Source organism: Companilactobacillus sp. y65-5, from assembly GCF_057541095.1.
The window spans coordinates 59,828-73,968 of sequence record NZ_BAAJOA010000002.1 but is presented as its reverse complement, the minus strand read 5'-3'; the positions used below and the strand labels follow the sequence as shown (position 1 = coordinate 73,968).

The 14,141-nt window shown below is 39.3% G+C and carries 11 protein-coding genes and 5 tRNA genes; all 16 read left to right on the top strand.

Translation table 11 applies throughout. From position 1 onward, the window contains the following. Window positions 1-8 precede the first annotated feature (8 nt). The 16 genes from AC27FM_RS04310 to AC27FM_RS04235 all read left to right on the top strand — a co-directional run bounded on the left by AC27FM_RS04310 (window position 9) and on the right by AC27FM_RS04235 (window position 13,953). Complete coding sequence (locus tag AC27FM_RS04310) at window positions 9-1,565, top strand: putative polysaccharide biosynthesis protein (RefSeq protein ID WP_487086198.1); 1,557 nt, start codon at window positions 9-11, stop codon at window positions 1,563-1,565. 2 nt (window positions 1,566-1,567) lie between these two features. After that, window positions 1,568-1,810 carry an RNA-binding S4 domain-containing protein gene (locus AC27FM_RS04305; protein WP_487086197.1) on the top strand — a complete coding sequence of 81 codons (243 nt, stop codon included), beginning with the start codon at window positions 1,568-1,570 and terminating at the stop codon, window positions 1,808-1,810. 94 nt (window positions 1,811-1,904) lie between these two features. Then, window positions 1,905-2,297: an FtsB family cell division protein gene (locus tag AC27FM_RS04300; RefSeq protein WP_487086195.1), complete on the top strand. Its 393-nt coding sequence runs from the start codon at window positions 1,905-1,907 to the stop codon at window positions 2,295-2,297. A 22-nt stretch (window positions 2,298-2,319) separates the two neighbouring features. Beyond that, complete coding sequence (locus AC27FM_RS04295; protein WP_487086193.1) at window positions 2,320-2,721, top strand: S1 domain-containing RNA-binding protein; 402 nt, start codon at window positions 2,320-2,322, stop codon at window positions 2,719-2,721. 106 nt (window positions 2,722-2,827) lie between these two features. After that, window positions 2,828-4,156 (top strand): tRNA lysidine(34) synthetase TilS, encoded by a 1,329-nt coding sequence (tilS, locus tag AC27FM_RS04290; protein WP_487086191.1) that lies wholly within the window; start codon window positions 2,828-2,830, stop codon window positions 4,154-4,156. Window positions 4,157-4,158: 2 nt separating this feature from the next. Beyond that, window positions 4,159-4,704, top strand: a complete 546-nt coding sequence (gene hpt / locus AC27FM_RS04285; RefSeq protein WP_487086189.1) for a hypoxanthine phosphoribosyltransferase — start codon at window positions 4,159-4,161, stop codon at window positions 4,702-4,704. 82 nt (window positions 4,705-4,786) lie between these two features. Further along, on the top strand, window positions 4,787-6,973 hold the full coding sequence (gene ftsH, locus AC27FM_RS04280; protein WP_487086188.1) for an ATP-dependent zinc metalloprotease FtsH: 2,187 nt from the start codon (window positions 4,787-4,789) through the stop codon (window positions 6,971-6,973). Between the two features lie 80 nt (window positions 6,974-7,053). Continuing rightward, the gene (hslO, locus tag AC27FM_RS04275; protein WP_487086187.1) at window positions 7,054-7,935 is read left to right on the top strand and encodes an Hsp33 family molecular chaperone HslO; all 882 of its coding nucleotides are present in this window, start codon (window positions 7,054-7,056) and stop codon (window positions 7,933-7,935) included. Between the two features lie 84 nt (window positions 7,936-8,019). Further along, window positions 8,020-9,024 carry a tRNA dihydrouridine synthase DusB gene (dusB, locus tag AC27FM_RS04270; RefSeq protein ID WP_487086186.1) on the top strand — a complete coding sequence of 335 codons (1,005 nt, stop codon included), beginning with the start codon at window positions 8,020-8,022 and terminating at the stop codon, window positions 9,022-9,024. Between the two features lie 49 nt (window positions 9,025-9,073). Next, on the top strand, window positions 9,074-10,564 hold the full coding sequence (gene lysS / locus AC27FM_RS04265) for a lysine--tRNA ligase (RefSeq protein ID WP_487086872.1): 1,491 nt from the start codon (window positions 9,074-9,076) through the stop codon (window positions 10,562-10,564). Between the two features lie 126 nt (window positions 10,565-10,690). Next, window positions 10,691-10,763: transfer RNA gene (locus tag AC27FM_RS04260), tRNA-Val, on the top strand. Window positions 10,764-10,809: 46 nt separating this feature from the next. Further along, window positions 10,810-10,892 (top strand) — tRNA-Leu (locus AC27FM_RS04255). A 49-nt stretch (window positions 10,893-10,941) separates the two neighbouring features. Then, window positions 10,942-11,014 (top strand) — tRNA-Thr (locus AC27FM_RS04250). Between the two features lie 4 nt (window positions 11,015-11,018). After that, window positions 11,019-11,090, top strand: a tRNA-Gly gene (locus tag AC27FM_RS04245). A gap of 23 nt (window positions 11,091-11,113) precedes the next feature. After that, a tRNA-Pro gene (locus AC27FM_RS04240) sits at window positions 11,114-11,187 on the top strand. A gap of 282 nt (window positions 11,188-11,469) precedes the next feature. Beyond that, window positions 11,470-13,953, top strand: a complete 2,484-nt coding sequence (locus AC27FM_RS04235; protein WP_487086184.1) for an ATP-dependent Clp protease ATP-binding subunit — start codon at window positions 11,470-11,472, stop codon at window positions 13,951-13,953. The last annotated feature ends 188 nt before the right edge of the window (window positions 13,954-14,141 follow it).

Genomic DNA, 14,141 nt, shown 5'->3' with positions numbered 1-14,141 from the left:
TAACTATTATGAGAAGAGAAGTATCAAGAGCCATCAAAGGTACGTGGGTTTTGACTATCGCCTCACTTTTTTCTGAATTATTGAGTGCGATTTATCGAATCCCATTACAAAATATTGTTGGTGACCGGGGATATTTTATTTATCAACAAGTTTATCCGATTTATGGTATTTTCTCGGTTTTAGCTTTATCGGGATTGCCAGTAGTTATTTCAAAAACCTTCGCACAGCAGAGTAGTCCAGCTGCCAAAAGTAAATTGTTAAAACTTACTTTTGTCTGGCTATTGGCAGGGTGCTTGGCATTAACTATTTTTCTTTGGGGTTCGGCTAGGTATTTAGCCATTTTTATGGGGGATCCAAACTTATTTCACGAGATCAGAGCAGTTTCACTGACTTTTTTATTAGTACCATTTGAGGCCAGTTTCAGAGGTTACTTCCAAAGTGATTTTGAAATGACACCGAGTGCGATCTCGCAAGTGTTGGAACAATTCATTCGGATCATCATCATCATCGGTTCAGCCATTTTGTTTGGACATGGTTTTTTTGATATTTATCAAATGGGGACGATTGCCAACAGCGGAGCGTTCATCGGTGGTTTGTTCGCAGTTGTCATTTTGATGGTGACGTTCATAAAACAACGAGAAACTTTTTTTCAAGACGACCAAGCGGTTAAGGTCAAGATCGAACGGGGTCTGTCCTTAGAAATACTCTTGATAGTCGTCTTTACCGGAATCACGATTTTTTATCAATTTATCGATTCATTTACGATTTTGCGATTGTTGATGCACGGTGGCATGCCGATCGAAAAGGCTGAGATATTGAAAGGCGTTTTCGATCGGGCACAACCGTTGATACAGCTGGGAATTGTTATTTCATTGTCGTTCGTGTCCACGATCATGCCGCAATTGCGTGAAACTAATCAGACGAAGGTCAATCAGAAGATCATCCAAAAAATGATGCGGGTCTGTCTCTGGTTAGCGGTCGCTGAAACTTCCGGCCTGATAGCTTTGATGCCAGAAGTCAACACTATGTTGTTCACTAATCCTGACGGTTCATTAGCGTTAGCGATCTACATGCTGTCGATCGTGATTGTTTCGTTTATCAATTTGATGGTGGCGATCACCAGCGGTGATGATGAAAAGAACTTGGTCAAGCTGGTACTTTTCATTGCTTCATTAGCCGGAAAAGTAGCGTTGAATGTTATCTTGATTCCTCACTTCAACATTATCGGTGCCGCCATGGCAACGATCTTGAGCGAATGTATTATTTTGATCGGGATGTATTTGATCTATGATAACGGCGTTTTCTTACTGAGCAAGGATTTCTTAATAAAAGTCCTGTCGGTAGGTTTGATAATGGGTGTTGTAGTCAAAGTCTTAGCTAAGATTGCCACTCATTATTGGTTTTTGAGTCGTCCACATAGTATATTGATAAGTATCGTGTTGATTCCGATAGGAGTACTGATCTATCTAGGATTATCTAAGAGATTGAATGTTTTAAGTAAGAGTGAATGGGAAATTTTACCGATGGGTAAATATATTACAAAATTTATGAAAATAGAGGGTTAACCATGAGATTGGACAAGTTTTTGAAAGTAAGCAGAATTATTAAAAGAAGAACTGTCGCTAAAGAGTTCGCCGACAACGGTCGAGCACTGATCAACGACCGTGTTGCTAAGTCTTCGACAGAAGTTTCAGTCGGTGACACATTAGAATTACATTTCGGTGAAAAAACCATGAAAATTAGAGTTTTAGACATTAAAGAAACTACTAAGAAGACAGATTCAGCCGATATGTATGAAGAAATTAATTAAAAGATTGCAATTAGATTAAAAAAAGTGAAAACCGGTTCAAAAGATTCACTAAAATTGTTATACTCATAGTAATAATTTTTAGGGGAGTAGTAGCATGGAAGTACGTAATTTAGCAAATTCCAAGGTTTCAGTTCTCAAACCGAAACAACAAAAAACTTCTACACAACCTGGTCGTGGCGACTTTGAAAAAAAAGTTCATAAAAGACGACTAGTTGCTATAGGTGTTCTCTTTGCTGTTGTCTTAATTGCCTTAGGATCTCAAATAATCAGTGCTCATATGACTTATCAGTCAACGACACAACAGATCGAAACTAGTCAAAAAAAGCTCAATAAGCAAAAATCGACTCAGAGCGACTTGAAAATAGAAATCAATCAGCTTCATGATAAGAATTACCTAGAAAAATATATACGGGAAAAGTACATGTATTCTAAACCTGGTGAATTAGTATATAATTTGCCAGATAGTGTAAATGCGATTCAAAAATAGGGGAAGGAACTATAATATCTAGATGACAATTGAAGTAGGATCTAAAACAGAGGGAAAAGTTACTGGAATTACAAATTTTGGAGCATTCGTTGACTTAGGTGAAGGACAAAGTGGAATGGTTCACATTAGTGAAATTGCTAATGGATATGTAAAAGACATTCACGATGTATTAAAAGTTGGCGATACTGTAAAGGTTTTAGTTCTTAACGAAAAAGATCATAAGATAGCACTTTCTATCAAACAAGCTACAGATCAACCTAAAAAGCCAAAGTATCAACATCATGAAAAAAAACCTCAACATAAGCCAGTCGAAAGTTTCGACGACATGATGTCAGGTTTCATGAAAGAAAGCGAAGAACGAATGAGTACCATTCGTAAAAATACTGAAGGTAAACGTGGTGGCCGTGGTGGCCGTAGAAGTTAATCAACACATCAGAATAAAGCAACGTGTCAAACACGTTTGTAAATAAGAGCTGTGACGTTTGTCTCAGCTTTTTTATTTTTAAATCAGGAGAACGAGAGACAAAAAATTGGAATTGGATAAAAAATTACTTGGGACTGTCAGAAAAACTTTGAAAAGATTTGCAACTAAGCGCGTGCTGATCGCCGTTTCTGGTGGGATAGATTCAATGGTTCTATTGGATGTGGTTGCCAAGATAATGGATCGCGATGCATTCGCGGTGGTCAACGTTGATCATGATCTACGCCCTGAGAGCGCCGATGAAGTAGAATTTTTGAGACGATATTGTCAGAATCGGTCATTTAAGTTTTACACGGCTAAGTGGACTGATAAGCCGGATGATGAAGTAGGGATGGAAGCCGCTGGTCGGACATTCCGGTATAATTATTTTGCCAAAATAATGGCACAAGACGACTATGACACATTGTTGACGGCACATCATGCTAATGATCTGTCAGAAAATATTTTGATGAAGATGATTCGCTCCGGTAACGTCTATGAGGTCAATAGTTTAAAGCAACGTCGTAGTTTTGCTAATGGGCAATTGGTGCGCCCGCTGTTGGATTTTTCTAAGTTAGAATTACGTGAATATGCCAAAGTCCATGATATTGATCATGTTCAAGATGAGACTAACTTTGAGAACATAACTATGCGCAATCGATTAAGAAATAATATCTTTCCTGAACTTCAAAAAGAAAACGGCCAGATGCTAGCTCATTTCAGATTATTCGACCAACAATTATCAGCGTTGATCGACTTGGCTGTTGCACAGTTTGCACAGATCGAAGTAAACATGCAGGTCAAGATCAAAACTCACTCGATCGAGGGTAAGTTGGATCCATTAAAAGCGCTTGATGCTAATCAACAGACCCTGTTCTGGGGAAGTTTTTTTACCCGTAATCTGGAGATCCCAGTGAGCAACAAGCAAGTCGAACAGATCATTACCACGATCACTGGTGACAATCCCAATTCGTCGATCGACCTGGAAGATGGCTGGCAATTCTTGCGATCCTATGATGACTTTATTTTGTCTGATGAAGTTGCGGGTGTAGATTATTGTTATCAAGTCCGACTGGGTGAACCTCTGATGATCGATAATAAGAAATTTTTATTAACAAAATGCCAACCTGAAGAAGCCATGATCACGGTTTCTGAGTTACCTAAAAAAATCATCATCCGCAATCGACGTTCCGGTGATAAGCTATTGATTGACAATGGTAGACATCAAAAAATAAGCAAAAGATTTATCAATCAAAAAATCCCTGAGTACCAAAGGGATAAAATTCCCGTATTATTATTTGATAATCAGGTAGTTTGGGTTGAAAAAATTTATAATTTAAGCGATTATTTAAAAAAAGGTAATTATTTTTTGAAAATCGACTTTGAGGATGGAGTATAGAAATGAATTCGGATATTGAAAAAATATTAGTTTCGGAAGAAGAAATTGCTAAGGCTAACGAACGTCTGGGAAAAGCACTTGCTGAAGAATATGCAGGCAAGAATCCGCTGTTTGTCTGTATTTTGCGTGGCGCTGCCATGTTCATGATGGACTTGATCAGACACGTTGATATTCCTATGGAGTATGATTTCATGGATGTTTCTAGTTACGGCGGTGAAAACACTACTACTACTGGTGATGTTAGGATCATCAAAGATCTAGATACGTCTTTGAAAGGACGTCATGTAGTGATCATCGAGGATATTATAGATACCGGATACACTTTAGATCGTCTAGTTAAGTTGTTTGAAACACGTGATGCCAGTTCTATTAAGATTGTCTCATTTTTGGATAAGCCTTCTCGCAGAATCAAGCACGTTAAAGTGGATTATACGGGCGTACAGATACCTGATGCCTTTGTCGTTGGGTATGGTATGGACTACAACGAATGCTATCGTAACCTACCTTATGTGGGTGTTCTGAAGCCAGAGGTTTATAACGCAAAATAATCAAGTTAGCGGTACAATTATTATTGTGTTAGCGCCTGTCAATGTTACAATATGTAACGTCTAAGTAATTAGGAGGAAATATATGAAAAATAATCGAAATAGGTTAATCAATAGTAGCCTGTTTTACATCTTGCTCTTTGTGGTTTTAGTGCTCGCAGCAAGTTGGTTTGCTGGTGGTCAATCCTCAGATCAATCTAAAACACTTAGTCAAGATCAATTTATAACACAAATAAAGCAAGGGAAAGTTAAGAGTTTTAAGATCGAACCTGTCAGTGGTGCTTACCAAGTTACTGGTCAGTACAAAAAGGCTCAAACAACAGAGACAACACGTTCCGTGTCTATCTTTAATAGAAGCCAAACGACAAGCCAATCTAAAGTAACTCAATTTACTTCAACGGTATTGCCTAATAACGATACTTTGAAGCGAATCAATAACGCCGCTTCGGCTGAAAACGTTAAGACGACTGCTGCCGCTAAGTCGCAGTCGTCGCAATGGATTTCAATAATCCTTACTTTAGTACTACCATTTATTCTTTTCTTCTTCATCATTTTCGCGATGATGGGGCGTGGAGGGCAAGGTGGCGGTGCGAACCGTGTTATGAACTTTGGTAAATCCAAAGTTAAACCTGAAGACCCTAAAAAGAATAAAGTTAGATTCTCAGATGTAGCTGGTGCAGAGGAGGAGAAACAAGAACTTGTCGAAGTTGTCGAGTTCTTGAAGGATCCTCGTAAGTATGTTTCTCTGGGTGCAAGAATCCCATCAGGTGTTCTTCTTGAAGGACCTCCTGGTACTGGTAAGACTTTGCTTGCCAAAGCCGTTGCTGGTGAAGCAAAAGTTCCGTTCTATTCAATTTCTGGTTCAGATTTCGTTGAGATGTTCGTTGGTGTCGGTGCTTCCCGTGTTCGTGACTTGTTCGAGAACGCTAAGAAAGACGCTCCATCGATCATCTTCATCGATGAAATCGATGCCGTTGGTCGCCAACGTGGTTCTGGTACCGGTGGTGGAAATGATGAACGTGAACAAACACTTAACCAATTACTTATTGAAATGGACGGATTTACTGGTAACGAAGGTGTTATCGTTATGGCAGCTACTAACCGTTCAGATGTTTTGGATCCAGCCTTACTTCGTCCAGGCCGTTTTGATCGTAAGATCTTAGTTGGTAGACCTGACGTCAAGGGCCGTGAAGCTATTCTTAAAGTTCATTCTAAGAATAAGCCATTCACTGATGATGTTGATCTTAAACAATTAGCACAAACAACCCCTGGATTCGTTGGTGCCGACCTTGAAAACTTACTTAACGAAGCTGCCTTAGTTGCTGCTAGACGTGGTAAGCAAAGAATCGACCCAAGTGATATCGACGAAGCCGAAGACCGTGTCATCGCTGGACCTGCTAAGAAGAACCGTGTCATCTCTGATAGAGAGCGCCACATGGTTGCTTATCACGAAGCCGGACATGCTCTTATCGGTTTGGTTCTTAATGATTCCCGTGTTGTTAGAAAAGTTACGATCGTTCCACGTGGTAAAGCTGGTGGTTATGCTATCATGCTTCCTAAGGACGACCAAAACCTCATTACTAAAAAAGAATTTACAGAACAAATTGCTGGATTACTTGGTGGACGTACAGCTGAAGAGATCATCTTCGGTTCACAATCATCAGGCGCTTCAAATGACTTTGAGCAGGCAACGCAGATTGCCCGTACAATGGTCACTGAATATGGTATGACAGATCGTCTAGGTACAGTCCAACTTGAAAAAGATGGCCAACCATTCGGTGGTGGCGGATATCGTCAACTACCTGCTTACTCAGAAGATACTGCTAAGTCAATTGACCAAGAAGTTAAACGTCTTCTTGATGAAGGTCACGAACAAGCTAGAGAAATCATCGAAAGCCATCGTGAACAACATAAGTTGATTGCTGAAGCTCTATTGAAGTATGAAACACTTAACGAGAAGGAAATCTTGAGTTTGTTCAATGATGGCAAGATGCCTGATAATGACATAAACACAGAATTCCCAAGCGAAAGTGCTGCTACTTTTGAACAAGCTAAACGCGCTGTTGAAGCCAAAGATGCTGCTAAGCAAGATGCTAAGTCATCTTCAGAAAAATCTGAAAGTACAGATGAGAATGAATTCCCATCAGAAAAATCAGATGACACTGAATCAACAACTAATAAAACTACTAATGATCAATCTGATTCATCAAATGACGATGGTAACCAACCTGATTCACCAGATGATTCTGATAAGAATAATGAAGATAAGTAGTAAAATATGTAAAACTGAGGAGCTGAGACAAAACTATGTTTTGTCTCAGTTTTTCTTCGTAAATGAAAGGAAAATATAAAATGTCTGATATTTTAACTAAGGCTGTTTCAAAAGACGGTAGTTTTAGAGTCTATGTAGTCAATGCTACTGAAACCGTGTCTGAAGCTCAAAAGCGACACGATACTTGGAGTAATTCCACTGCAGCATTGGGACGTACGATTGTTGGTTCAATTTTGGTCGCCACATCGACTTTGAAAGAAGATGAAGTTTTGACGACTAGGATCGTTGGTGATGGACCAGCTGGTGCCATCGTCGTTGATGCTAATGCCCAAGGGGATGTCAAAGGTTATATCCAAAATAATCATGTCAGTTTACCGCTCAATGACGATCACCATATTGATGTTAAAGGTGCTGTCGGAACTAAAGGTATCTTGAGTATTACTAAAGACTTGCATTTGAAAGAACCATTTTCTGGACAAGTTCCATTAGTATCTGGAGAGATCGGGATGGACTTCACTTACTATATGGCTAAGTCAGAGCAAATTCCCTCAGCCATTGGAGTTTCGGTATTCGTTCAACCTAATGAGACCGTTGGAGCTGCGGGTGGCTTCTTGATCCAAACCTTACCCGGAGCTGGCGATGCTGACATCGATAAGATCGAGAACAATCTGAAAATCGTTCCAAACTATTCAACCTTGTTGAATGAAGGGTTGAGTAACGAAGAAGCAATGAATAAGTTGATGAATGGTGTCGAGATGAAAATTCTTGATAATATGCCGGTTCAATTCAAGTGTGATTGCTCGAAGGAAAAATTCGAAAAATCTTTGGCAACTTTGGCCACAGATGAATTACAAGCAATGATCGATGAAAATCATGGAGCAGAAGCAGTTTGCAAGTTCTGTGGTAATAAATATCAATTCAGTGAATCAGATTTGCAGAACATAATTTCTGAAAATAAGTAATGATGTTTGCCAAATAATTGTAAAATTTGTTATCATGACAAGTTGTAAATAAAAACGTAAGAAACTCCTATCGAGGTAAACAATATGGAATGGAAAATAGGCAACATAACGATCCCTAATCAGATAGTTGTTGCACCAATGGCCGGCATTACTAACGCGTCATTCAGATTAACAGCCCGTGAATTCGGTGCTGGTTTAGTGGTTTGTGAAATGATCAGTGATCAAGGTATCAAGTATCATAACGAAAAAACAATGAATATGTTATTTGTTGATCCAAAAGAGCATCCAGTAAGTATTCAAATTTTTGGTGGAAGCAAGGAATCACTTGTTAACGCTGCTAAGTTTGTTGCCGAAAATACAGCCGCTGATATTATCGATATCAACATGGGTTGTCCAGTTAAAAAAGTAGTCAAAACTGATGCTGGTTCACGTTGGTTGTTAGACCCAGATAAGGTCTACGAGATGGTAAATGCTGTAAGTACAGCCATTGACAAACCAGTCACAGTCAAAATGAGAACCGGCTGGGATGATGATCATTTGTACGCGGTAGAGAATGCACTAGCTGCCCAAGAAGCGGGTGCTTCAGCCATTGCAATGCACGGTAGAACTAGAGAACAATTTTATATGGGACATGCAAACTGGGATATTTTGCATGAAGTTGCTCAAAAATTGACTATTCCTTTTATGGGAAATGGAGATATCAAGACCCCACAAGATGCTAAATTCATGATCGAGGAAGTCGGTGCTGACGCAGCAATGGTCGGACGCGCAGTCCTTGGTAATCTATGGAAACTCAATGCAATGGAGCATTACATCGAGACAGGGGATCTCTTACCTGAACCAACTGTTAGAGAAAAAGTGAATATAGCTAAACTTCAACTCGAACGTCTGGTAGACTTAAAGGGTGAGCACGTCGGCGTTCCAGAATTCCGTCAACAAGCTGCATACTATTTGAAGGGTATTCCTCATGCCGTTCGAGCACGCGCACAAGTTATGCAAGTCGATACTATGAAAGAAGTATTCGACATATTAAATAATTTCGTTGAAAGTTACGAAAAAAGAGAAGCTAGATCTTCTAGAATTTCATAGAACGGGGGACAACAGTTTGGGAAACCAAAAGAATAAGCAAGGAAAAGAAATGAATGATCAGTTAAGAGTTCGTCGCGAAAAATTAGCTGAATTATATGATGAAGGTGTAGATCCATATGGTTCACGTTTTGTTAGAACCGATCTAACAGCTGACCTTCAAGGTAAATATAGTGAAGAGGACAAGGAAGTTCTTGAAGAACAAAACACACCAGTTATTATCGCTGGTCGTATGATGACTAAGCGTGGTAAGGGTAAAGTTGGATTCGCTGATATCAAAGATAGAAGTGGCAAGATTCAAATTTATGTTCGTAAAGACGAAGTTGGCGAAGAAAATTATCATATTTTCAAGCGTTCTGATTTAGGTGATCACCTAGGTATCGAAGGTCACGTAATGAAGACTGATATGGGTGAATTAACAGTTAAGGCCACTAAGGTGACAATGTTATCCAAAGCCCTACGTCCATTACCTGACAAGTTCCACGGTTTGACTAATGTTGAACAAAAATATCGTCAAAGATATTTAGACTTGATCGCTAACGATGATAGTTTTGATCGTTTCATCAAACGTTCAAAGATCATTTCAGCTATTCGTGAATACTTAGACGGCGAAGGCTTCCTTGAAGTTGAAACACCTACATTGAACCCACAAGCTGGTGGTGCTAATGCTAAGCCATTTATCACGCACTACAACGCATTAGGTGAAGATATGTATCTAAGAATCGCTTTGGAGCTACACTTGAAGCGCTTGGTCGTTGGTGGCTATGAACGTGTTTATGAAATCGGCCGTGTTTTCCGTAACGAAGGACTAGACACACAACACAGTCCAGAGTTTACTTCACTGGAAACATACGTAGCTTATTTTGATTTCAATGACGTTATGGACGAAACAGAAGGTATCATCAGACATGCGGCTGAAAAGGCTCTAGGGAAGACTGAGATCACTTATCAAGGTGAAAATGTTGACCTAGGCAAGCCATTCAAACGTGTATCAATGGTTGACGCCATCAAAGAAAAGACTGGCATTGATTTCACACAAGAGATGACTTTGGAAGAAGCTCGTAAGTTGGCTGACGATAATCATGTTCACTACGAGAAATATTGGCAAGTTGGACACATCATCAGTGAATTCTTCGAAACTTTCGTCGAAGATGAGATCAAGGAACCTACATTTATTTATGGTTATCCGATCGAGGTTTCACCACTTGCTAAAAAGAACAAGAAAGATCCACGTTTCACTGACCGTTTCGAATTGTACATCTTAGGTCATGAATACGGTAATGCCTTTACTGAGTTGAATGATCCAATCGATCAACGTCAGAGATTTGAAGCTCAAGTTGCTGAAAGAAGTGAAGGTAATGATGAGGCTGAAGGTATCGACGAAGATTACGTTGAAGCATTGGAATACGGTATGCCTCCAACAGGTGGATTGGGAATCGGAATCGATCGTTTGGTAATGTTGCTAACAGATGCACCAACTATCCGTGATGTTGTGCTCTTCCCAACTATGAAACCAGAAGATAATTCTAATAATCCTGAATAAACTGTTTGATTCAAATATCATATTATTTTTGAATACGGTTAAAATAAATAAAAAGTTGACGATTTTTCGTTGACTTTTTTTATTTGTTTTAGGTATAATAATATAGTTGTTTGTTACAAGACACATGGAGGATTAGCTCAGCTGGGAGAGCATCTGCCTTACAAGCAGGAGGTCACAGGTTCGATCCCTGTATCCTCCATTAAACTTTTTATTAAGTTTAGTGGTTACAGCATCATTGACACTTTGCGGGTGTGGCGGAATTGGCAGACGCGCTAGATTTAGGTTCTAGTGTCCTATGGACATGAAGGTTCAAGTCCTTTCACCCGTATTTCGATATTTACGTATTGAATTAATTATATAAATAGTGTTATACTGATGCCGACTTAGCTCAGTTGGCAGAGCATCTGTCTTGTAAACAGGGGGTCGGAGGTTCGAATCCTCTAGTCGGCATTATGCGGAAGTAGTTCAGTGGTAGAACATCACCTTGCCATGGTGGGGGTCGCGGGTTCGAATCCCGTCTTCCGCTTTTTTTTATTTTTAAGAGTTAATCGGGAAATAGCTCAGCTTGGTAGAGCGCCGTGTTCGGGACGCGGAGGTCGCAAGTTCAAATCTTGTTTTCCCGATTCATAATAAAGAGAGATCATTTACTTTTTAAGTAAGTGATCTCTTTTGTTTGTGCTCTTTTGTAATGTGAAAGTGTAGATTGTGGGATAATAGTGACAGAAAGTTAATTATTGGAAAATAAGCAACTTTAGTACAAAAAAATTTATAATAATGTTAAGATAGAAACCAAACTTTTTTGTGGGATTGGTGATTTACATTATAATTGAGTTTAATCACTTGCATTTTTACACAACAGAATTATACTTTCTACACTAAAGAATTTATAAGTCGAGGTAGTTATCATGGACAAAGTATTTACCGAAAGCGCAAAGAACGCACTCGTTTTGGCCCAAGATCAGGCCAAATCATTTCATCATAATGCCGTTGGTACCGAACATATTCTATTAGGTTTGACCATGGAAAATGATGGTATTGCCGGTATTACTTTAAGAGATCTTGCCGTCAGCGATAACGATGTCAAAGAAGAGATCGAACATTTGACTGGCTACGGTGATGTCTCCTCTAATACCGCCAAGGGGATTTATCTTCCTTATTCTCCTAAGGGACAAACGATTCTTGCTAGTTCCGAGGAGATTTCTAACCAGTACAATACTAGTCGTATTGGTACTGAACATATCCTACTGGCTATCTTAGACGATGCTGATAATTTAGCAAATCGTATTTTATCTAATTTGGGATTGAGTTTGACTAAGACTAAGAGTTTGTTACTCAACAAGATGGGGATGTCTAACAAGACAACTCGTCGAGGAATCGGACAATCTCAAAAGAAAAAAGAAGTAGCAGGGACACCGACACTCGATTCATTAGCTCGTGACCTAACTAAGATCGCAGCGGAGAATCAAATCGACCCAGTTATCGGTCGTGAGAAAGAAGTTGAACGTACGATTCAAATCCTCAGTCGTAGAACTAAGAACAATCCAGTTCTAGTCGGTGAACCAGGTGTTGGTAAAACAGCTATCGCTGAAGGCTTAGCTAATGCCATCGTTGCTAAAGAAGTACCGCTGGATATGCAAAACAAGCGAATCATGATGTTGGACATGGGCTCATTAGTTGCCGGTACGAAATATCGTGGTGAGTTTGAAGATAGATTGAAGAAGATCATTGAAGAAATTTACAAAGACAAGCATGTTATTTTATTTATTGATGAATTGCATACCTTGATCGGTGCCGGTGGTGCCGAAGGAGCTATTGATGCTTCAAATATTTTGAAGCCCGCTCTAGCTCGTGGTGAATTGCAATTGATCGGTGCTACTACTTTGAATGAATATCAAAAGTACATCGAAAAAGACACTGCACTTGAACGTCGTTTTGCTCAAGTTCATATCGAAGAACCTTCTGAAGAGGAGTCCGTCAAAATTCTTGAAGGGCTACGTCCAAGATACGAACAACATCACGGTTTGACTATTTCTGATGAAGCGATCCAAGCAGCGGTTAAATTGTCATCGCGTTACTTAACTAATCGTTTCTTGCCAGATAAGGCGATCGATTTGATGGACGAGGCATCTGCCAAAGTTCGTATCCACAATGTATCGAAGAATAACGATCTTGAAAAATTGACTAACGAATCAATGAAACTCATCAATGATAAGAACGATGCTATTTTGGACCAAGACTTCGAAAAAGCAGCTCAAATTCGTGAACATGAACAAGATGTTCAAGAAAAAATCGCTAAGATCAAAGATGATCAAGATAGCGGTAGAACTAAAAAACCAGTTGTTGAAGTTGATGATATCGCCGAGATCATTGCAGAGTGGACGGGTGTGCCGGTTAAACAGATCACTCGTAAAGAAAGTGAACGACTACTCAATCTTGAACGTGAACTCCATAAGCGTGTTGTTGGACAAAATGACGCTATCGGTGCGGTATCACGTGCTATCCGCCGTGCTAGAAGTGGTATGAAGGATCCTAACCGTCCAATCGGTTCATTTATGTTCTTAGGACCAACTGGTGTAGGTAAGACTGAACTTGCTAAGTCAATTGCTGAAGTAATGTTTGGATCAGAAGATAATTTGATTCGTGTTGATATGTCTGAATACATGGAACAATATAGTACTTCTAAGTTGATCGGTTCAGCTCCCGGTTATGTTGGTTTTGACGAAGGTGGTCAATTGACTGAAAAAGTCAGAAATGAACCTTACTCTGTAATCTTGCTTGATGAAGTTGAAAAGGCTCATCCTGATGTCTTCAACTTACTACTTCAAGTATTAGACGATGGTATTTTGACAGATGCTAAAGGTCGTAAAGTCGACTTCCGTAACACTATCATCATCATGACATCAAACTTAGGTGCTCGTTCACTCCAAGATGACAAGTCAGTTGGTTTCGGTGCGAAAGACGTTCATGATGATTACAAGGAAATGCAAGAACGTATCAATGCTGAATTGAAGAAGTTCTTCAGACCAGAATTCTTGAATCGTGTTGACGAAACGATCATCTTTAAGTCATTGGATAAAGATCAACTCAAAGCTATTGCTAAGATCATGAGCAATAATTTGAGCAAACGTCTCAACGAGAGAAACATCAAGCTGGTTATTTCACCATCCGCATACAGTGACTTAGTTAAGGATGGCTACAACCCAGAATATGGTGCTCGTCCAATGAGAAGAACGATCCAACGTGAGATCGAAGATCCAGTCAGTGAGCTACTCTTGATGAGTAAGATCAGTGAAGGAGATACGATCAAGGTTGGTTCTAAGCAAGGTAAATTAAATATTACTGTTGCTGAGAAGAAAGTTAAAAAAGTCGGTAAATCATTAACTCATTAAAGTTTAGTCTTGACTATTGACAAATATAATGATTCCGAGTAGTATATTTCTATGAGATTTAAAGTTCAAAACGTAAGCCACGATCTATTGTCCGTGGTTATGCCGTATAATAAAAAAGCAAAAATAGATTTGGTTCTATTTTTGGTTTTTTTTTGCCTAAAAACCGTTTTTTTAAGCGTTTTCTTACA

What these genes read in the sequence shown, in the direction of transcription:
- hpt (WP_487086189.1), top strand. Translation starts at nt 4,159, where the DNA reads ATGAATTCGGATATTGAAAAAATATTAGTTTCGGAAGAAGAAATTGCT.
- AC27FM_RS04310 (WP_487086198.1), top strand. Translation starts at nt 9, where the DNA reads ATGAGAAGAGAAGTATCAAGAGCCATCAAAGGTACGTGGGTTTTGACT.
- hslO (WP_487086187.1), top strand. Translation starts at nt 7,054, where the DNA reads ATGTCTGATATTTTAACTAAGGCTGTTTCAAAAGACGGTAGTTTTAGA.
- AC27FM_RS04235 (WP_487086184.1), top strand. Translation starts at nt 11,470, where the DNA reads ATGGACAAAGTATTTACCGAAAGCGCAAAGAACGCACTCGTTTTGGCC.
- ftsH (WP_487086188.1), top strand. Translation starts at nt 4,787, where the DNA reads ATGAAAAATAATCGAAATAGGTTAATCAATAGTAGCCTGTTTTACATC.
- lysS (WP_487086872.1), top strand. Translation starts at nt 9,074, where the DNA reads ATGAATGATCAGTTAAGAGTTCGTCGCGAAAAATTAGCTGAATTATAT.
- AC27FM_RS04295 (WP_487086193.1), top strand. Translation starts at nt 2,320, where the DNA reads ATGACAATTGAAGTAGGATCTAAAACAGAGGGAAAAGTTACTGGAATT.
- AC27FM_RS04305 (WP_487086197.1), top strand. Translation starts at nt 1,568, where the DNA reads ATGAGATTGGACAAGTTTTTGAAAGTAAGCAGAATTATTAAAAGAAGA.
- dusB (WP_487086186.1), top strand. Translation starts at nt 8,020, where the DNA reads ATGGAATGGAAAATAGGCAACATAACGATCCCTAATCAGATAGTTGTT.
- AC27FM_RS04300 (WP_487086195.1), top strand. Translation starts at nt 1,905, where the DNA reads ATGGAAGTACGTAATTTAGCAAATTCCAAGGTTTCAGTTCTCAAACCG.